Here is a 17990-nt window from a genome sequence, read left to right on the forward strand (position 1 = left end):
AGCTGTCGATGTCATCGTGGTTCGCCGTGCGTCCGGGACTCGTCGGACGCGTCTCTGAGCTCCTGCACGCGCTCGGTGATCTGCTCGATCCGGTCGCCCAACGCCGGTTGGCTGTGGCGCAGGCGTTCTCGCGCCGCGGTCAGGGGTGCGAGCAGTGCGGTCGGGTCGTCCTGGGCGAGCGCCGCGGTGAGTTTGCGCTGCTGCGGCCCCGGCAAGCCGATGACCTGCCCGGCGAGTTGACGCAGCACAGCGGCGTTCTTGCGGGCCCACTCGCTGACCGCCCGGTCGGCCGCCCGATGGTCGCGCACCTCGCGTACCCGTTGCTCGCCAACGGATGTCCCCGACGGCAGGGGGCTGAGTCTGAGGTAACGGCGTTCGGCGGCCTGTCTGCTGGCCACGCCGAGCGCGGGTGCGATCGTCGCCCAACTCGTGCCCAGTTCGCGGGCCGCGGTGATGAGCTCCGGCTCCCACCTGGCCAGGTCCTCGCGCAGGCGGCGCAGGACGATCAATGCCGCGAGCAGTTCGGTCGACGTGGGTTTGCCCCCGCCTTCGGCCACGCCCTGCACCAGGTTCATCGCATCGGCCGAGGCTGAGGTGCCCGCGTTCCATCCGTTGTCGCCCAACAGGCGTCGCGCGTCTTCGTAGCCGTCCATGCCGTCATCATTGTGATGACATCAGCTCTTGTCAACGGGTTGACGACAGTGCTACAACTAGACCAGTGCGTGACAACGGCACAGCACCAAGGGAGGAATCGAAGATGTTGATGCGCACCGACCCGTTCCGCGAGCTCGACCGGCTGACCCAGCAGTTCTTCCAGCCCGCGGGGACATGGACGCGGCCCGCGTCGATCCCGATGGACGCCTACCGCGACGGCGACGACTTCGTCGTGCACTTCGATCTGCCCGGCATCGACCCGCAGGCAGTCGAACTCGACGTCGAACGCAACGTGCTGACCGTCAAGGTCGAACGACGCCCCGCCCACAAGGCCGATGTGCAGATGCAGGTGTCCGAGCGGCCGCTGGGAGTGTTCTCGCGGCAGCTGTTCCTCGGTGACAGCCTGGACGCCGACCACATCAACGCCTCGTACGCCAACGGTGTGCTCACGCTGACGATCCCGATCGCCGAGCGCGCCAAACCGCGCCGGATCGAGGTCTCGGCCGAGGGTGAACAGAAGCGGATCACCACGGGCTGAACGTCCACTTCGGAGTAACGGCGGTGACAGGGCCGGTCGCGCCGACCGGCCCTGCGGCGTGGACTCGCCAGCCGGAATCGAACCGAGCGTCCTCTCCCACGCGGTGGCGACACCGGCCGGAGTGCTCTCCCACTTGAGCTATGGCGAGGGCAATATTCTCACTCGACGGTGCGTCAGTTCTCTACGCCCTTTCGAGTGCATCGCGTCAAAGCGTTTGCCACCATCCGTCTACCGCGGGCGGCGAGTCGATGTCCACTCGTTCACCCGGTTTGGGGACAACGAGCGTCACATCCTGGGCTTTTGCCTCGCGCCACAGCCGTTCCACCGGTTCGGACCACGCGTGCGGCGCGAGCGTGAAAGTGGCCCAGTGCACGGGAATCAGCACGTGCGCATGCACGTCCATGTGCGTGGCCACGCCTTCCTCGGGCGTCATGTGGATGTCGGGCCACATCGGGTCGTACGCGCCGATCTGCACCAGTGCCACGTCGAACGGCCCGTGCTCGGCGCCGATCCGTGCGAAACCGTCGAAATATCCTGTATCCCCGCTGTAGAAAACGCGCCGTGCCGGACCGGCGACGACCCACGACGCCCAGAGCGTCCCGTCCCGGGCGAACCCGCGGCCGGAGAAGTGCTGCGCCGGGGTCGCGGTCAGCCGCAGCGGACCGGCCGTGGTGCTCTCGTTCCAGTCCAGTTCGACGATCCGGTCGGCGGGCACGTGCCAGCGTTCCAGGTGCGCCCCGATTCCCAGCGGCACAACGAATGGCGCACGCTGCGTGCGCACGAGCGCGCGTACCGTGGGCAGGTCGAGGTGGTCGTAGTGGTCGTGCGAGATGACGATGGCGTCCAGCTCGGGCAGCTCGTCGATCGATACGGGTACGGGGTGTAGCCGACGCGGGCCGGCGTGCGCCGACGGTGACACCCGGTCGCTCCACACTGGATCGAACAACACCCGTGCGCCGTCGAGTTCGACCAGCGCGCTGGCGTGGCCGTACCACGTCACGAACAGACCGTCCTGACGCGGCCGGTCTCCCGGTTGTGTGACAAGGGGGACGGGGCGGCGGGGCTTGCGGCGCTCCTTGTCCGCCCGGTACCGGCGGACGAGGTCGCCCGCGTCACCGTTCGGCATCGACTGCGTCTGGTGTTCGTTACGGAACTTGCCATCCCGGAACTGCGGAGATCGCCGGACGCGATCGGCGCGCTCGCCCCGCGGCACGCCACCCATCGCGGCAGGCACTCCCCACACCGCACGCGCGAACAGGCTCGCGACGGTGATGCCGACAGCTGCGCCGACCATCCTTTTCATACGTGCCACCAAGTCAGAGTACCCGCGTCCAGCGTGTAGCGTGGCGCGCGTGACCGCGTTACTACTGTGTGATGTCCGACTCGGGCTGGGCGGCCCCCGGGTGGACGTGGCCGTGACCGCCGGGCGTGTCTCGGCTGTCGGTCCCGGCCTTCCCCGGACGGGTGAGGTCGTCGACGGCCGGGGCGGCACGGTGCTGCCGGGCTTGGTCGACGTCCACGCGCACGTGACGCAATGGGCCAGCTCGCGGCGCCGTATTTCGTTGGCGCAGGCGAAGTCCGCTGTCGAGGTGGTGGACATCATCGCCGCGGCGGGCCCGGCGAGGCCCGGCGAACTGGTGATGGGTCACGGTTTCCGTGACAGCGCCTGGCCGGACGTGCCGCACAAGGATCTGCTGGAGCGCGCGTTGCCGGGGCAACCGGTCGCGCTGTTCAGCAACGACCTGCACACGCTTTGGCTCAGCCCGGCGGCTTTGCGGCTGGTCGGCCGCGAGCACCCGACGGGCGTACTGCTGGAGAACGATTGCATGGCGGCGACCGCCGCGCTCCCCGGCGCCACGGACGAGTGGGTGCTCGAGGCGGCCGACGCCGCCGCGGCGCGGGGCGTGACCGAGATCGTCGACTACGAGTACAGCGACACGGTGACCGACTGGCTGCGCAGGTCGGCGCTGGCGACCTCGCTGGGGCGGGTGCTGGGTACCCGCGTGTCCGCTGTGGTCTCGCGGCCGCTGCTCGACACGGCGATCGAACGCGGTCACCGCACCGGCGACGTCGTGCCCGGTGCGGACGGGCTGCTGAAAGTCGGCCCGTACAAGCTTTTCGTGGACGGCTCGCTGAACACCCGCACGGCGTACTGCCACGACCCGTATCCCGGGCAGGACTCGCACGGCCTGCTGGAGTTGCCCTTCGACGAGCTGGTCACGTTGATGGACAAGGCCTCGCGCAACGGCATCAGCCCGGCCGTGCACGCGATCGGCGACCGGGCCAACACGATCGCGCTCGACGCGTTCGCCAAAGTCGGTTGTACCGGGCGGATCGAGCACGCGCAACTGGTGCACCCCGACGACCTGCCGCGCTTCGCGCAACTGGGTGTGATCGCCGGTGTCCAGCCCGCGCACCAGCCCGACGACCGGGACGTGGCCGACCAGCACTGGTCGGGCCGGACCGCGAACGCCTTCCCCTACGGGGCTTTGCTCGCGGCGGGGGCCACGCTGGAGATCGGGTCGGACGCGCCCGTCTCGCCGTTGGATCCGTGGGACGGCATCGCGTCGGCGGTGAGCCGGACCGACGACACCCGGCCGGCCTGGCACCCGGAGCAGGCGATTGCCCTGGACATCGCGCTGGCCGCGGCGAGCCGGGGCCGCCGCGCGATCGCCGTCGGTGACACCGCGGACCTGACCGTGACCGCGGTCGACCCGGGAACCCTCGCACCGCACGAACTCCGCGAGATCCCGATCGTGCTGACGATGGTCGGCGGCCGGTTGACCCACGTCAGCTAGCGGCGGTCCAGAAGTCGCGCATCATCGCCGTCGGGCTGGGACCGGTCATGTGGACCTGGGTGAGCAGGACGGTGACAGTGCCGGTGGCGGGGATGACGTGGAAGGCGGTCCCGGTCCCGCCGACCCAGCCGTAGCGTCCGGGCACGTTCCACGGGTCGCGCGTGGCGATGTCGACCGTGCCGCCGAAGCCCCAGCCCTGACCTTCCAGGAACACCTCGCTGGCGGCACGTTGCTCGGCGGTCAGGTGATCGGTGGTCATCCGGTCGACAGACGCGCGGGACACCAGCGTGTCGCCCAAGAGCGCCTGTCCGAAGCTGAGCAGGTCGTCCGCGGTCGACACGAGCCCGCCTCCGCCGGAGGGGAACGGCGGCGCAGTGCTCCACCTGCCGTCGACCGGGTCGGCGGGTTCCAGGTCGTGGCTGTAGCTGGTGGTGAACCGGTCGCGTTTGCCCGGCGGCACCTCGAACGCGGTGTCGGACATACCCAGCGGCTCGAACACGCGCTCCGCCAGGAAATCCGGGAGCGACTGGCCGGACACCCTGGCGATCAGCACGCCCTGGATGTCCGCGCAGGTGTGGTACAGCCACTTCTCGCCGGGCTGGCCGAGCATGGGGATGGCGGCCAGCGCGGCCAGCCACTCGTCCGGCGCGGGTTGCGAGTGGAACTCGCCGCCGTGGTGCGCGGCCCGGATCAGCAGATCCACCGCAGGGAGCGAGAAGTCGGCCGGAAACCCGTAGCCGGCGCGGAAAGTGAGCAGGTCGAAGACGGTGATCGGGCGCTTGGCGCGCACCACGTCGTCGACCGGGCTTTCCGGGGTGCGCACGACCTGGGGGTCGCCGAGTTCCGGCAGCCACTTGTCGACCGCGTCGTCGAGGCCGATCCGGCCGTCCTCGATCAGCAGCATCACCGCGGCGGCGGTGATCGTCTTGGTGACCGAGGCGATCCGGAAGATCGTGTCCCGGCGCATCGGGGTCGTGCCGTGGGCGATCCCGGCTTTCTGAACCTCCACGGAGCCGCCGCTCGCGACCAGTGACACCGCTCCGGGCACAGTGCCGTTGTCGACGTAGGCACGCAGATCCATCAGTTCGCCTTCCTAGCGGTTCGTGTAGGACCAGAATTCCATGAGGTGCGCCGCGGATTCGGGACTTTCGGCCTCGAGTTGGGTGAGCAGGATCGCCACTGTGCCGGTGGCCGGGTAGATGTACGCGGTCGTCCCGGTTCCGCCGGTCCAGCCGTAACGACCGGGCACGTTCCACGGGTTCTTGGTGGTGACGTCGACGGAACCGCCGAACCCCCAGCCCTGTTCGTCCAAAAAGAAGCCGCCGCCCACGCGTTGTTCGCCGGTCAGGTGGTTGGTGGTCATGAGTTTCACGGACTCGCGCGTGAGCAGCGTGTCCGAGAGCAGCGCACGGCCGAAGCGCAGCCAGTCGTCCGCCGTGGCGACCAGGCACCGCCGCCGGACGGGAACGCGGGCGGCCTGCTCCACAGTCCTTCGGCGGGGTCGACCAGGTCCAGTCCACTGCGGTAGTAGCCGGGCAACCGGTCGATTCTGTCCGGTGTGACCCAGAAGTCCGTGTCCACCATGCCGAGCGGCTCGAAGACCCGCTCGTGCAGGAAGTCGGGGAGCGACTGCCCGGACACGCGCGAGACGAGCACGCCCTGCAAGTCGGACGCGGCGTGGTACAGGAACGCCTCGCCGGGCTGCGCGGCCATCGGAATCGTTGCCAGCCGGGCCATCCACTCGTCGGGCGGGGGCGGATCCTGGACCTGGCGGCCGTCCCAGCCCATCACGTCGCCGAACGCATGCACGGCGGGCAGTTCGAACCGGGGCGCGAAGCCGTATCCGGCGCGGGAGGTGAGCAGGTCGAACACGGTCACGGCGCGCGCGGCCGGGACGACGTCGTCGACCGGGCTTTCCGGGGTGCGCACGACCTGGGGGTCGCCGAGTTCCGGCAGCCACTTGTCGACCGCGTCGTCGAGGCCGATCCGGCCGTCCTCGATCAGCAGCATCACCGCGGCCGCCGTGATCGGCTTGGTGATCGAGGCGAGCCGGAAGATCGTGTCCCGCCGGTACGGGCCCGCGACCGCGACGTCGACGTCGTCGCCTCGGGCGATCAGCGTGACCACGCCCGGCAACCTGCCATCGGCCACGGACTTGCTCAGGTCCATGACCGGTAGACCACGCGCCTGCGGAAAAGTCACCGCAAGGTGCCCGAAGGGGCGTCAATTGGCTGGCACCGGTGCCGGAGCGTTGGCGAGGATCCGCCGTGTCAGTTCCCCGCGAGTCCAGAGGAGCAAGCACATGACCGATCCGGCAGTGGTTCGCGCGCCTGTCGGTGCCGTCCGCGGCGTCTGGGAGGAAGGCGTGGCGGTCTTCCGCGGCATCCCGTTCGCCGAACCACCCGTCGGCGACCTGCGTTTCGCCGCACCAAGGCCGGCCCGGCGCTGGGACGGCGTACGGGACGCCGTGGAGTTCGGCCCACCGCCGCCACAAGCGGGCGTGTTCGGCATGGACGCGCTGGTGCAGGACAGCGACGACTGGCTGACGGTCAACATCTGGTCACCTGAGCCCAGCCTGGACGCGGGGTTGCCGGTGATGGTGTGGATCCACGGCGGCGGATACGTGTACGGCATGTCGAGCCAGCCCGAATACGACGGCGCCCGGCTCGCGCGCGACGGCGTCCTCGTGGTCACGTTCAACTACCGCGTGGGCCCCGAGGGCTTCCTGCGGATCAAGGGCGCACCGGACAACCGGGCCTTGTTGGACCAGGTCGCCGCACTGGCGTGGGTGCGCGACAACATCAGCGCGTTCGGCGGCGATCCGGGCCAGGTCACCGTCTTCGGCGAGTCGGCAGGTGGCGGCTCGGTCGCGGCGCTGCTGGCGATGCCCCGGGCGGCCGGTCTGTTCCACCGGGCCATCGCGCAGAGCGTGCCGAGCACGGTCTTCACCCCGGAACTCGCCGACCGCGTCGCTACCGCTTTCGCGGTTGAGGCGAAGACGGACCTGGCCGCGCTCACTCCGGCCCAACTGTCCGGTGCCGGTGACGCGATGGTGGCCAAGATGGGGGAGTGGGCCGCCGCGTGGGGAAGACCGGGGCACCGGCGGATCCCGTTCGCTCCTGTCGTGGACGGTGATGTCTTGCCCAGGACGCCGTGGCAGGCGTTGGCCGACGGTGCCGGTCGCGGCATCGACATCATCGCCGGGCACACCCGTGCCGAACAACGGCTGTTCAGCCTGGTCGAGGGCGTGCTCGGGCAGGTGACGCCGGACCAGGCGCAGGCAGCGCTGGAGATCTTCGCGCCCGACCCGCGCCGCTATCGCGAGGCGTTCCCGGACGCGAGCCCGGAGCAGTTGTACGACCTGGTGCACAGCGACTGGCTGATGCGCATGTCGTCGTTGCGTCTCGCCGAGGCGCAGGTGGCCGGGGGCGGCCGGGCTTACATGTACGAGCTGACCTGGCCCGCACCGGGGATGGGCGGCGTACTCGGCGCGTGTCACGGTCTGGACGTGCCGCTTGTTTTCGGCAACTTGGACAAAGGACAACCCGCCATGCTGATCGACGGTCCGTCGGCTGAGGCGGAGACGTTGTCGGCCGAGATGCGGACCGCCTGGACCGCGTTCGCCAAGCACGGCGACCCCGGTTGGCCCGCGTTCGGGGCAGAGCAGCGGCTCACCAGGTTGTTCGACGTCGAGTCCACTGTTGCGACTTATCCGGAGGAGGCTTCCCGGCTCATCTGGGCGGATCACGACTTCGCCGCGCTGGCGCCGATGGTGTGATCTCGCTCCTCCGTTGATTGAGTGAGTTTGCATGGTTGTGCATAATCATCCATATGACGGTACGGGCGGCGGTAGCCGGGGCGAGCGGATATGCGGGCGGTGAGGTGCTGCGGCTCCTGCTGGGGCACCCCGATGTCGAGATCGGGGCGCTGACAGCGGGCGCCAGCGCGGGGATGACGCTCGGCCAGTACCAGCCGCACCTGCTGCCCCTCGCCGACCGGGTGCTCGGCGATACGACCGTCGCCGAGCTCGGCGGCCACGACGTCGTCTTCCTCGCCCTCCCCCACGGCAAGTCCGCGAAGATCGCCGCCGAGCTCGGGGCGGACACCCTGGTCATCGACTGCGGCGCGGACCACCGCCTGGAGGACCCGGCGGCGTGGAACCGCTGGTACGGCGGTGACCACGCGGGCACGTGGCCGTACGGAATGCCGGAATTGCCGGACCAAAGGGGCGTGCTTCAGTGCGCCAAACGGGTCGCCGTCCCCGGCTGCTACCCGACGGTCTCCTCGCTGGCGCTGATACCCGCGTTCTCCGACGGCCTGGTCGAGCCCGAAGCGGTGATCGTCGCCGTGTCCGGCACGTCAGGTGCGGGCAAGTCGCTGAAACCGCACCTGCTCGGCTCCGAGGTGATGGGGTCGGTCAGCGTCTACGGCGTCGGCGGCACACACCGGCACACGCCCGAGATCATCCAGAACCTCAGCCGCGTGTCCGGCGAACCGGTCTCGGTCAGTTTCACACCCGTCCTCGCGCCCATGCCGCGCGGCATCCTGGCCACGTGCAGCGCCACGTTGAAGCCGGACAAGACGCTCGACGACGTGGTCGCCACGTACGAGAAGGCGTACGCCGACGAGCCGTTCGTGCACGTCCTGCCGACCGGCTCGTGGCCGACGACCGGCGCGGTGCTCGCGTCCAACGCCGTGCAGCTGCAGATCACCGTCGACCCGGACCTGCGGCGCCTGATCGTCGTCGGCACGATCGACAACCTGACCAAGGGCACCGCCGGTGCCGCTGTGCAGTGCATGAACATCGCTCTCGGACTGCCCGAGACGACCGGACTTTCGACCGTGGGAGTCGCTCCGTGAACCGTGACAAGGGTGTCACCGGGCCCGCCGGGTTCCGTGCCGCCGGGATCGCCGCCGGGATCAAGGCCAGCGGCGCACCGGACCTCACGCTGGTGGTGAACGACGGGCCGAACACCGCTGCCGCGGGCGTGTTCACCACGAACGCGGTCAAGGCCGCGCCGGTCCTGTGGTCGCAGGAGGTGCTCAAGCAGCGCAGCCTCAAAGCGGTCGTGCTCAACTCCGGCGGCGCGAACGCCTGCACCGGCCCCGAGGGCTTCCAGGACACGCACGCGACCGCCGAGAAGGTCGCGCAAGTCCTGGCGTGCGGCGCGATCGAGGTCGCGGTGTGCTCGACCGGCCTGATCGGCGAGCGCCTGCCGATGGGCAACGTCCTGTCCGGTGTGGACACCGCGGTGGGCGCGCTCGCGGCCGACGACACCGCCGGGCTGAACGCGGCGACGGGTGTGATGACCACGGACACCCGTCCGAAGCAGTCGTGGCAGGCGCACGAGCGGGGCTGGTCGGTCGGTGGGTTCGTGAAGGGCGCGGGCATGCTCGCACCGAACCTGGCGACCATGCTCTCGGTGATCACCACGGACGCCGACGTCGACAAGGACACCCTCGACGCCGCGTTGCGTGCGGCCACCCGCAGGACCTTCGACCGGCTCGACGTGGACGGCGGGACGTCGACCAACGACACCGTCCTCGTTCTCGCTTCCGGCGCTTCCGGCGTCAGGCCGAGTGCCGAGGAGTTCACGGCGCTGCTCACCGAGGTGAGCGCGGACCTGGTCAAACAGCTGCAAGGTGACGCCGAGGGCGTTACGAAGGAAATCGCGATCACCGTGACCGGGGCGGCGACCGAGGACGAAGCGGTCCACATCGGACGGATCGTGGCCGAGGACAACCTGGTGAAGACCGCGCTGTTCGGCTCGGACCCGAACTGGGGCCGGATCGCGATGGCCCTCGGCCGGGCGAAGGCCCGGATCGACCCGGACCAGCTGTCCATCGTGATCAACGGGATCCGCGTGATGGACAAGGGAACCAGGGGCGAGGACCGCGCGAACGCCGACCTGTCCGGCAGGGAGGTCGACGTCGTCATCGAGCTGGCGCTCGGCCACGGTGAAGCCACGATACTGACCACGGACCTGTCACACGGGTACGTCGAAGAGAACAGCGCCTACTCCTCATGAACAACGACGCGGATCGCAAGGCCGAGGTCCTCATCGAGGCGTTACCGTGGCTGCAGGAGTTCCACGGCGCGCTCGTGGTCGTCAAGTACGGCGGCAACGCCATGGTCGACGACGAACTCAAACGCGCGTTCGCGCAGGACATGGTGTTCCTGCGGTTGGCCGGGCTGCGACCGGTGATCGTGCACGGCGGTGGCCCGCAGATCGGCGCGATGCTGGGCAAGCTCGGCATCGAGAGCGAGTTCCGCGGCGGGCTGCGTGTCACCACACCGGAAACGATGGACGTCGTGCGCATGGTGCTCGTCGGCCAGGTCGGGCGGGAACTCGTCGGCCTGATCAACGCGCACGGTCCGTACGCGGTCGGGATCTCCGGCGAGGACGCGCACCTGTTCACCGCCGAACGCCGCGGCCTGCTGGTCGACGGCGAGGAAGTCGACCTCGGCCTGGTGGGTGACGTGGTCACGGTGAACCCCGCCGCGGTCGAGGACATCGTCGCGGCTGGCCGCATCCCGGTCGTGTCCACAGTGGCCCCAGACGCACGCGGCGTCGTGCACAACGTGAACGCCGACACCGCCGCCGCGGCGCTCGCGGTGGCGCTGAAGGCCCGCAAACTCGTCGTCCTGACCGACGTCGAAGGGCTGTACAAGAACTGGCCGGACAAGTCCTCGCTGGTGCAACGGATCGGCGCCGCCGAACTGGAGAAGGTGCTGCCGGACCTGGCAAGCGGAATGGTGCCGAAGATGGAAGCCTGTCTGCGTGCGGTTCGCGGCGGGGTGCCACAGGCACACGTGATCGACGGCAGGCAAGCGCACTCGGTGCTGCTGGAGGTGTTCACGAGCGAGGGAGTGGGCACCATGGTGCTACCGGATGAAGGGAACGCGTGATGACGCTCCAACGGCGGTGGGAAGCCGCGATGATGAACAACTACGGTACGCCGCAGTTGGGACTCGAACGAGGCGAGGGCGCGTACGTCTGGGACACCGACGGCAACCGGTACCTCGACCTGCTCAGCGGGATCGCGGTGAACGCGTTGGGGCACGCGCACCCGGCGGTCGTTGCCGCGGTGACCGAGCAGATCGGCAAGCTCGGCCACACGTCCAACCTCAACATCAACCTGCCCGCGCTGGAACTGGCCGAGCGCCTGCTCGACGTCGCCGGTGTCGAAGGCAAGGTCGTGTTCAGCAACTCCGGCGCCGAAGCCGTCGAGGCGGCGCTGAAACTGAGCCGCCTCACCGGGCGCACCAAGGTCGTGTCCACGCAGGGCGGCTTCCACGGCCGCACGATGGGTGCGCTGACCCTGACCGGGCAGGCAGGAAAGCGCACCCCGTTCGGGCCGCTCGTGCCTGGCGTCACCCACATCCCGTACGGCGACGTGGCCGCCATCGAGTCCGCTGTGGACGGTGAGACGGCCGCGTTCGTCGTCGAACCCATCCAGGGCGAGATGGGCGTCGTCGTCCCGCCGGAGGGCTACCTCCAGGCCGCGCGGGAGATCACCGCGAATCACGGCGCGCTGCTGATCCTCGACGAGGTGCAGACCGGGATCGGCCGCCTCGGCACGTGGTTCGCGTTCCAACAGGTCGGTGTCGTGCCCGACGTCGTGACGCTGGCCAAGGGGCTCGGCGGTGGCCTGCCGCTGGGCGCGTGCCTCGCGTTCGGTGACGCGGCGAACCTGTTCCAGCCAGGGCACCACGGCACCACCTTCGGCGGCAACCCGGTGTGCTGCGCGGCCGGTCTCGCCGTGCTGAACACGATCGAGTCCGAGGGCCTGCTCGACCACGTCTCCTCGGTGGGCAAGGAGATCGCCGCGGGCGTCGAAGCGCTCGGGCACCCGCTGGTCGGCGGTGTCCGCGGTGCCGGGCTGCTGATCGGTATCCTGTTGCGCGAGAAGGTCTCCACCGCCGTCGCGGCGAAAGCCAAGGACGCCGGGTACCTGATCAACCCGATCCAGCCGGACGTGATCCGGCTGGCGCCCCCGCTCATCCTCGACCACGGCGACGCCGCGCGGTTCGTGGCCGACCTGCCGTCCGCTTTGGAGGGACTGTGACCCCGCCGACGATCCGGCATTTCCTGCGTGACGACGACCTGACACCGCAGGAACAGCTCGCCGTGCTCGATCTGGCCGACGAGCTGAAGAAGGACCCGACCGGGCACAAGCCGCTGGCGGGGCCGAAGAGCGTCGCGGTGCTGTTCGAGAAGAACTCGACCCGCACCCGGTTGTCGTTCGAGGTCGGCATCGCCCAGCTCGGCGGCCAGCCGATCATCGTGGACGGCCGGATGATGCAGCTCGGCCGTGAGGAGACCATCGAGGACACCTCACGCGTGCTGTCCCGGTACGTGCACGCGGTGGTGTGGCGGACGTTCGCGCAGAAGCGCATCGACGCCATGGCGTCCGTGTCCAGCGTGCCCGTCGTCAACGCGCTGACCGACGAGTTCCACCCGTGCCAGGTGCTCGCGGACCTGCAGACCATCCGTGAGCGCAAGGGAAAACTCGCCGGGCTGACCCTGACGTACCTCGGTGACGGCGCCAACAACATGGCCCACTCCCTGATGCTCGGCGGAGTCACGGCAGGCATGCACATCCGCCTCGTCACGCCGGAAGGCTTCTCGCCGAACGACGCCTTCGTCGGCGACGCTAAGAAGCGCGCGGAGGAGACGGGCGGCAGCGTCACGATCCTGACCGACGCGCACGAGGCGGTCGACGGCTCGGATGTCCTCGCGACCGACACGTGGACCTCGATGGGGCAGGAGAACGACGGCCGCGACCGCGTGACCCCGTTCCGCCGCCTGCAGATCAACGCGGAACTGCTGAAGCGGGCCGCGCCGGAGGCGATCGTGCTGCACTGCCTGCCCGCACACCGCGGCTGGGAGATCACCGACGAGGTGCTCGACGGCCCGGCCAGCGCGGTGTGGGACGAGGCGGAGAACCGGCTGCACGCGCAGAAAGCACTGCTGACCTGGCTGTTGGAGCAACCGTGACGGCCGCGGGCACCCGGGTCGCCAGGCAGGCGCGGATCGTCGAGCTCGTGTCCAGGATGGCGATCCGCAGCCAGACCGAGCTCGCCAAGATCCTCGCCGCGGAAGGCGTCGACGTCACCCAGGCGACGCTGTCCCGCGACCTGGACGAACTCGGCGCGGTGAAACTCCGCGGCCCGGACGCGGGTGCCCCCGTGTACGTCATCCCCGAGGACGGCTCGCCCGTGCGCGGCGTGCAGGGCGGCACCAGCCGCCTGACCAGGCTGCTCAGCGAGGTGCTCGTCTCGGCGGACTACTCGCACAACCTGACTGTGCTGCGCACCCCGCCCGGGGCGGCGCAGTTCCTGGCCAGCGCGATCGACCGGGCGGCGCTGCACGAGGTGGTCGGCACGATCGCGGGCGACGACACCGTCATGGTGATCGCCCGTGAACTGACCACCGGCGCGGAGCTGGCCGACCGGTTCAGGACAATGGCCGGACTGAAAGAAACCTCGTGAGTGTTTACCCGTGTTCTGACCCCGGTACTCATTCACGAGCTCTGACCTGGGAGTTTGCACTGTGAGCTCGTTGTGGGGCGGCAGGTTCGCCGCTGGTCCGGCCGAGGCGATGGCGGCGCTGTCCGCGTCGACGCACTTCGACTGGCGACTGGCCAGGCACGACATCGCCGGATCACGGGCGCACGCCCGCGTCCTGCACCGCGCGGGTCTGCTGACCGTGGACGAGCTCGACGGCATGCTCCAGGCGTTGGACACCCTGGAGGAGGACGTCGTCGCGGGCACGTTCACCCCGACCATCGCCGACGAGGACGTGCACACGGCGCTGGAGCGCGGCCTGATCGAGCGCGCCGGCCCCGAGCTCGGCGGCAAGCTGCGCGCGGGCCGGTCCCGCAACGACCAGGTCGCGACCCTGTTCCGGATGTGGCTGCGCGACGCCGCCCGCCGGGTCACGGCGGGAACCCTCGACGTTGTCGACGCTCTCATCGCCCAGGCGACCCAGCACGACACGGCTGTCATGCCGGGCCGGACGCACCTGCAGCACGCGCAGCCGGTCCTGCTCGCGCACCACCTGCTCGCCCACGCCCAGTCCCTGACCAGGGACATCGAGCGCCTGCGCGACTGGGACGCCCGCGCCGCGCTGTCGCCGTACGGCTCGGGCGCGCTGGCTGGTTCGTCGCTCGGTCTCGACCCGGCCGCGGTCGCGGCCGACCTGGGCTTCGACGGCCCGGTGGAGAACTCGATCGACGGCACGGCGTCGCGTGATTTCGCCGCCGAGATCGCGTTCGCCCTGGCCATGCTCGGTGTGAACCTGTCCCGCCTGGCCGAGGAAATGATCATCTGGACCACCGCGGAGTTCCGCTACGCGGTGCTCGACGACGCGTGGGCCACCGGCAGTTCGATCATGCCGCAGAAGAAGAACCCGGACGTCGCGGAGCTGACCAGGGGCAAGTCCGGCAGGCTGATCGGCAACCTGACCGGCCTGCTGGCCACCCTGAAGGCCCAGCCGCTCGCGTACAACCGTGACCTGCAGGAAGACAAGGAACCGCTGTTCGACTCGGTCGAGCAGCTCGAACTGCTGCTGCCCGCGATCGCCGGGATGATCGGCACGCTCACGTTCGACACGGCCAGGATGGCCGAACTCGCGCCGCAGGGCTTCACCCTGGCCACCGACATCGCCGAGTGGCTGGTGCGTGAGGGCGTTCCGTTCCGCGTCGCACACGAGGCCGCGGGCGCCTGCGTCCGTGCGGCCGAGACCCGGGGCGTGGGGCTCGACGAGCTCACCGACGCCGAGTTCGCCGAGATCGACCCGAACCTCACGCCGAAGGTCCGTGACGTGCTGACCGTCGCCGGATCGATCGGCTCACGCGACGCGTACGGCGGTACGGCGCCCGCACGCGTCGCCGAACAGCGGGAGCGCCTTGTCGCCCGCGTCCAAGGGCACCGGGAGTGGTTGACGCCCTGAGGCACCAGCCGTGGCATCGTGGTGCCAGGCGAAAGGGGAGCGGCGTTGATCGACCACCTGGTGTACGCGGTGCCTGACCTGGCGGAACTCGGGGACCTGGGGATCGACCTGACCGAAGGCGGCAGGCACGTCGGCCGCGGCACGCGCAACCTGCTGGCGAACCTCGGCGGCGGCGCGTACTTCGAGGTGATCGGCCCGGACCGGGACCAGCCGGAGCCCGGCGTGCCCCGGCCGTTCGGCATCGACGAGCTGACCGAGCCGAAGCTGGTGACGTGGGCGGCGAGGGTCGAGGACATCGACGACGTGGTGGAGCGTGCGAAGGCCCGGGGGTACGACCCCGGGCCGGTCGCCGCGATGTCCCGCAAGCGCGCGGACGGTGTGCTGCTGGAGTGGCGCCACACGCCGATGGTCCCGAGTCCCCTGCCGTTCCTGGTCGACTGGGGAACCACGCCCCACCCGGCCGACTCCCTGCCGACTGGCGCGGAGCTGGTGTCGTTCCGGATCCAGGGCGACGGGCTCGACGCGGCACTGAAAGCCCTCGACATCGATGTGGCCGTCGAGGCCGGACCGCCGGGGTTGACGGCGACGATCCGCACGCCGAAGGGCGAAGTGGTCATCCGGTGAGGCAACTGACCCGCGACGAACTCGCCATCGATCCCGTCGACGCGTCGAAGATCCTGCTCGGCAGCGTGCTGGAATCCCGAAGCCCGCAAGGAATCGTGCGGGTCCGTCTGGTCGAGGTGGAGGCGTACCGAGGCGGTGACGACCCGGCGTCGCACTGCTACCGCGGCCGGACTCCTCGCAACGACGTGATGTTCGGTCCGGCCGGGCATCTCTATGTGTACTTCGTGTACGGCATGCATTTCTGCGCCAACATCGTTTCGTTGACCGATGGCGTTCCCGGTGCCGTGCTGTTGCGCGCGGGTGAGGTGATCGACGGGGTCGAGTTGGCCCGTAGTCGCAGGCCCAGCGCACGCAAGGACGCCGAGCTGGCCAAAGGCCCGGCGAGGCTGACCGGCGTTCTGGGTATCGACCGTGCGCAGAACGGCGTGGACCTGACCGACCCCGACTCGCCGATCAAGCTCTACGAGGGCGAGCCCGCCGGTGACATGTACAGCGGGCCTCGCGTCGGCGTGGCCGTCGCGATGGACGTCCCATGGCGGTTCTGGGTGGATTCACCCGCGGTGAGCGCGTACCGCCGTGGCGGGAAACGGACGAGGCAGCTCCGCTGAAGATCCTGTACCCGGAGGACGTCAACGCCGTGCGATAAGCGCTCGACGTCGTGGGGGATGATGGGTTTCGTGAGTGAGCACATCCTTGACGAGCTGTCCTGGCGCGGCCTGATCGCGCAGTCCACCGACCTCGACGCCCTGCGCCGTGACCTCGGCTCGGGCCCGCTCACCCTCTATTGCGGCTTCGACCCGACCGCCCCCAGCCTGCACGCGGGCAACCTGGTCCCGCTGCTCGGCCTGAGCCGGTTCCAGAAGGCAGGCCACCGGCCGATCGTGCTGGCTGGCGGGGCCACGGGAATGATCGGCGATCCGCGCGACACCGGTGAGCGCACCATGAACTCGCTGGACATCGTGGCCGAGTGGACCGAGCGCATCCGCGGTCAGCTGGAACGCTTCGTCGACTTCGACTCGTCACCCACAGGCGCGCTGGTCGAGAACAACCTGACCTGGACGGCGAACGTGCCGGTCACCGAGTTCCTCAGGGACATCGGCAAGCACTTCTCGGTCAACGTCATGCTCGCCCGTGAGACGGTCAAGCGCAGGCTTGAAGGCGACGGGATGTCGTACACCGAATTCAGCTACCTGCTCCTGCAGTCCAACGACTACCTGCAGCTCTACCGCAAGCACGGGTGCACGTTGCAGCTCGGCGGCCAGGACCAGTGGGGCAACATCGTCGGCGGGGTCGACCTGGTCAGGAAGGTCGAGCAGAAGAGCGTGCACGCGCTGACCGCGCCGCTGGTCACCGACTCCCAGGGCCGCAAGTTCGGCAAGTCCACCGGCGGCGGGAACGTGTGGCTCGACCCGGCGATGACCTCGCCGTACGCCTGGTACCAGTACTTCGTGAACGTGGACGACGCGGAAGCGCTGACCTACCTGCGGATGCTCACGTTCGTTCCCCGCGAGGAGATCGAGGAGCTGACCAGGCAGACCGAGGAGAAGCCGCAGCTGCGCGCCGCGCAGAAGCGGCTGGCCGAGGAGTTCACCAACCTCGTGCACAGCGAGAAGGAGACCCAGCAGGTGATCGCCGCGTCCCAGGCCCTGTTCGGCCGGGGCGAGCTGCGTGAGCTGGACGCGAGCACGTTGGACGCCGCGATGGCCGAGGTCCCGACCGGGGATCTGCGCCTGGCGGACCAGCCGACGATCGTGGAGATCCTCGTGGCCAGCGGCCTTGCCGCAGGTAATGGCGCTGCACGGCGGACGGTCAGTGAGGGAGGCGCGTACGTGAACAACACGCGTGTCAGCGCTGACGACTGGCGTCCCACGGCCGATGACCTGCTGCACGGCAAGTGGCTTGTGGTGCGCAAGGGCAAGCGGAATACCGCTGGAGTGCGTGTCACGCCCTGATCGAGTTGTTCCGTAGCACAGGCCGTCAGTCGGTTCGACTGGCGGCCTGTTCGCATGTTTGCCCAGCTCACGGACACCTTTCATGATCAGAACAAGGAACTTTGAATATCTTGGTGTGACGGGCAACACACTTGCGCTCCGGCTGAGGTCCGATAGCGTGGCGGTAGCCCCGTTGTAGGGCCGCTCACCTGCGGCTTTACCTCGCAGCGGGGCTTGAGGGGCGCGATTTGACCTCTCGTTGGCGGCCGTGTAACTTTATCCAGGTCAGCGCGGAACGGGCCCCAGAAAGTCGGGGGAACGGAGCGCAGGACCAAGAACCTAGAAGTAACCAGCCTCTTGAAGGTTGACCCAGTGTCGCCCTGAGAGATGTGCGTGTGTTGTTTGAGAACTCAACAGTGTGTCGATCTATTGAAAGCCAGTAGAGCTTTTATGAACCTCGTCAAATGAGGTTCCTTTGAGATGGACA

At 69.2% G+C, this 17990-nt stretch carries 18 protein-coding genes and 1 tRNA gene; 13 read left to right on the forward strand and 6 right to left on the reverse strand.

All coding sequences use genetic code 11. The features are described 5' to 3' along the window. Positions 1-11: 11 nt before the first annotated feature. The gene (locus ALI144C_RS27425; RefSeq protein ID WP_143230896.1) at positions 12-653 is read right to left on the reverse strand and encodes a hypothetical protein; all 642 of its coding nucleotides are present in this window, start codon (positions 651-653) and stop codon (positions 12-14) included. 104 nt (positions 654-757) lie between these two features. On the opposite strand from ALI144C_RS27425, the gene ALI144C_RS27430 reads away from it, so the two are divergent. After that, positions 758-1192 carry an Hsp20/alpha crystallin family protein gene (locus ALI144C_RS27430; RefSeq protein ID WP_076990020.1) on the forward strand — a complete coding sequence of 145 codons (435 nt, stop codon included), beginning with the start codon at positions 758-760 and terminating at the stop codon, positions 1190-1192. 59 nt (positions 1193-1251) lie between these two features. Here the strand turns inward: ALI144C_RS27430 and ALI144C_RS55765 are convergent. Both ALI144C_RS55765 and ALI144C_RS27435 read right to left on the reverse strand, forming a co-directional pair. After that, a tRNA-OTHER gene (locus ALI144C_RS55765) sits at positions 1252-1340 on the reverse strand. 57 nt (positions 1341-1397) lie between these two features. Continuing rightward, positions 1398-2495 (reverse strand): MBL fold metallo-hydrolase, encoded by a 1098-nt coding sequence (locus ALI144C_RS27435; protein ID WP_076990021.1) that lies wholly within the window; start codon positions 2493-2495, stop codon positions 1398-1400. Positions 2496-2544: 49 nt separating this feature from the next. Between ALI144C_RS27435 and ALI144C_RS27440 the strand changes: the two genes are divergently transcribed. After that, positions 2545-3990 carry an amidohydrolase gene (locus ALI144C_RS27440; protein ID WP_168211362.1) on the forward strand — a complete coding sequence of 482 codons (1446 nt, stop codon included), beginning with the start codon at positions 2545-2547 and terminating at the stop codon, positions 3988-3990. Here the strand turns inward: ALI144C_RS27440 and ALI144C_RS27445 are convergent. Genes ALI144C_RS27445 through ALI144C_RS27450 form a run of 3 tightly spaced genes read right to left on the reverse strand, consistent with a single transcriptional unit; the run spans position 3983 to position 6159 of the window. Beyond that, on the reverse strand, positions 3983-5071 hold the full coding sequence (locus ALI144C_RS27445; protein WP_076990023.1) for a serine hydrolase domain-containing protein: 1089 nt from the start codon (positions 5069-5071) through the stop codon (positions 3983-3985). The genes ALI144C_RS27440 and ALI144C_RS27445 overlap by 8 nt on opposite strands. Before the next feature lie 12 nt (positions 5072-5083). Continuing rightward, positions 5084-5353, reverse strand: a complete 270-nt coding sequence (locus tag ALI144C_RS59165) for a serine hydrolase (protein WP_237774330.1) — start codon at positions 5351-5353, stop codon at positions 5084-5086. Positions 5354-5358: 5 nt separating this feature from the next. Continuing rightward, entirely contained in the window at positions 5359-6159 is an 801-nt protein-coding gene (locus ALI144C_RS27450) for a serine hydrolase domain-containing protein (protein ID WP_237774331.1), read from the reverse strand. 133 nt (positions 6160-6292) lie between these two features. Between ALI144C_RS27450 and ALI144C_RS27455 the strand changes: the two genes are divergently transcribed. From ALI144C_RS27455 to tyrS, 11 genes are all read left to right on the forward strand, one after another. Further along, a complete protein-coding gene (locus tag ALI144C_RS27455) occupies positions 6293-7768 on the forward strand; it encodes a carboxylesterase/lipase family protein (RefSeq protein ID WP_076990024.1) in 1476 nt (491 codons plus the stop codon). 53 nt (positions 7769-7821) lie between these two features. Continuing rightward, positions 7822-8850, forward strand: coding sequence for an N-acetyl-gamma-glutamyl-phosphate reductase (gene argC, locus ALI144C_RS27460; protein WP_076990025.1), 1029 nt, complete (start codon positions 7822-7824; stop codon positions 8848-8850). Further along, a complete protein-coding gene (gene argJ / locus ALI144C_RS27465) occupies positions 8847-10019 on the forward strand; it encodes a bifunctional glutamate N-acetyltransferase/amino-acid acetyltransferase ArgJ (protein WP_076990026.1) in 1173 nt (390 codons plus the stop codon). Before argC ends, argJ begins: the two co-directional genes overlap by 4 nt. Continuing rightward, positions 10016-10900 carry an acetylglutamate kinase gene (argB, locus tag ALI144C_RS27470; RefSeq protein ID WP_076990027.1) on the forward strand — a complete coding sequence of 295 codons (885 nt, stop codon included), beginning with the start codon at positions 10016-10018 and terminating at the stop codon, positions 10898-10900. Before argJ ends, argB begins: the two co-directional genes overlap by 4 nt. Then, entirely contained in the window at positions 10900-12060 is a 1161-nt protein-coding gene (locus ALI144C_RS27475) for an acetylornithine transaminase (protein WP_076990028.1), read from the forward strand. Before argB ends, ALI144C_RS27475 begins: the two co-directional genes overlap by 1 nt. Further along, positions 12057-12992 carry an ornithine carbamoyltransferase gene (gene argF, locus ALI144C_RS27480; RefSeq protein ID WP_193441231.1) on the forward strand — a complete coding sequence of 312 codons (936 nt, stop codon included), beginning with the start codon at positions 12057-12059 and terminating at the stop codon, positions 12990-12992. The genes ALI144C_RS27475 and argF overlap by 4 nt, the downstream gene beginning before the upstream one ends. Next, a complete protein-coding gene (locus tag ALI144C_RS27485; RefSeq protein ID WP_076990029.1) occupies positions 12989-13486 on the forward strand; it encodes an arginine repressor in 498 nt (165 codons plus the stop codon). Before argF ends, ALI144C_RS27485 begins: the two co-directional genes overlap by 4 nt. Positions 13487-13547: 61 nt before the next feature. Continuing rightward, a complete protein-coding gene (argH, locus tag ALI144C_RS27490; RefSeq protein ID WP_083753419.1) occupies positions 13548-14948 on the forward strand; it encodes an argininosuccinate lyase in 1401 nt (466 codons plus the stop codon). An 18-nt stretch (positions 14949-14966) separates the two neighbouring features. After that, positions 14967-15572, forward strand: coding sequence for a VOC family protein (locus ALI144C_RS27495; protein ID WP_237774332.1), 606 nt, complete (start codon positions 14967-14969; stop codon positions 15570-15572). After that, a complete protein-coding gene (locus tag ALI144C_RS27500; RefSeq protein ID WP_237774333.1) occupies positions 15569-16180 on the forward strand; it encodes a DNA-3-methyladenine glycosylase in 612 nt (203 codons plus the stop codon). Before ALI144C_RS27495 ends, ALI144C_RS27500 begins: the two co-directional genes overlap by 4 nt. Positions 16181-16249: 69 nt before the next feature. Next, positions 16250-17524 carry a tyrosine--tRNA ligase gene (gene tyrS, locus ALI144C_RS27505; RefSeq protein WP_076990097.1) on the forward strand — a complete coding sequence of 425 codons (1275 nt, stop codon included), beginning with the start codon at positions 16250-16252 and terminating at the stop codon, positions 17522-17524. Positions 17525-17990 lie beyond the last annotated feature (466 nt).

The sequence above is a fragment of the Actinosynnema sp. ALI-1.44 genome (genome assembly GCF_001984155.1).
Taxonomy (GTDB): domain Bacteria; phylum Actinomycetota; class Actinomycetes; order Mycobacteriales; family Pseudonocardiaceae; genus Kibdelosporangium.

Coding starts and splice junctions, on each gene's coding strand:
- argB (WP_076990027.1), top strand. CDS start 10,016: ATGAACAACGACGCGGATCGCAAGGCCGAGGTCCTCATCGAGGCGTTA.
- ALI144C_RS27430 (WP_076990020.1), top strand. CDS start 758: ATGTTGATGCGCACCGACCCGTTCCGCGAGCTCGACCGGCTGACCCAG.
- ALI144C_RS59165 (WP_237774330.1), bottom strand. CDS start 5,353: ATGACCACCAACCACCTGACCGGCGAACAACGCGTGGGCGGCGGCTTC.
- ALI144C_RS27455 (WP_076990024.1), top strand. CDS start 6,293: ATGACCGATCCGGCAGTGGTTCGCGCGCCTGTCGGTGCCGTCCGCGGC.
- ALI144C_RS27475 (WP_076990028.1), top strand. CDS start 10,900: ATGACGCTCCAACGGCGGTGGGAAGCCGCGATGATGAACAACTACGGT.
- argC (WP_076990025.1), top strand. CDS start 7,822: ATGACGGTACGGGCGGCGGTAGCCGGGGCGAGCGGATATGCGGGCGGT.
- ALI144C_RS27425 (WP_143230896.1), bottom strand. CDS start 653: ATGGACGGCTACGAAGACGCGCGACGCCTGTTGGGCGACAACGGATGG.
- ALI144C_RS27450 (WP_237774331.1), bottom strand. CDS start 6,159: ATGGACCTGAGCAAGTCCGTGGCCGATGGCAGGTTGCCGGGCGTGGTC.
- ALI144C_RS27445 (WP_076990023.1), bottom strand. CDS start 5,071: ATGGATCTGCGTGCCTACGTCGACAACGGCACTGTGCCCGGAGCGGTG.
- ALI144C_RS27435 (WP_076990021.1), bottom strand. CDS start 2,495: ATGAAAAGGATGGTCGGCGCAGCTGTCGGCATCACCGTCGCGAGCCTG.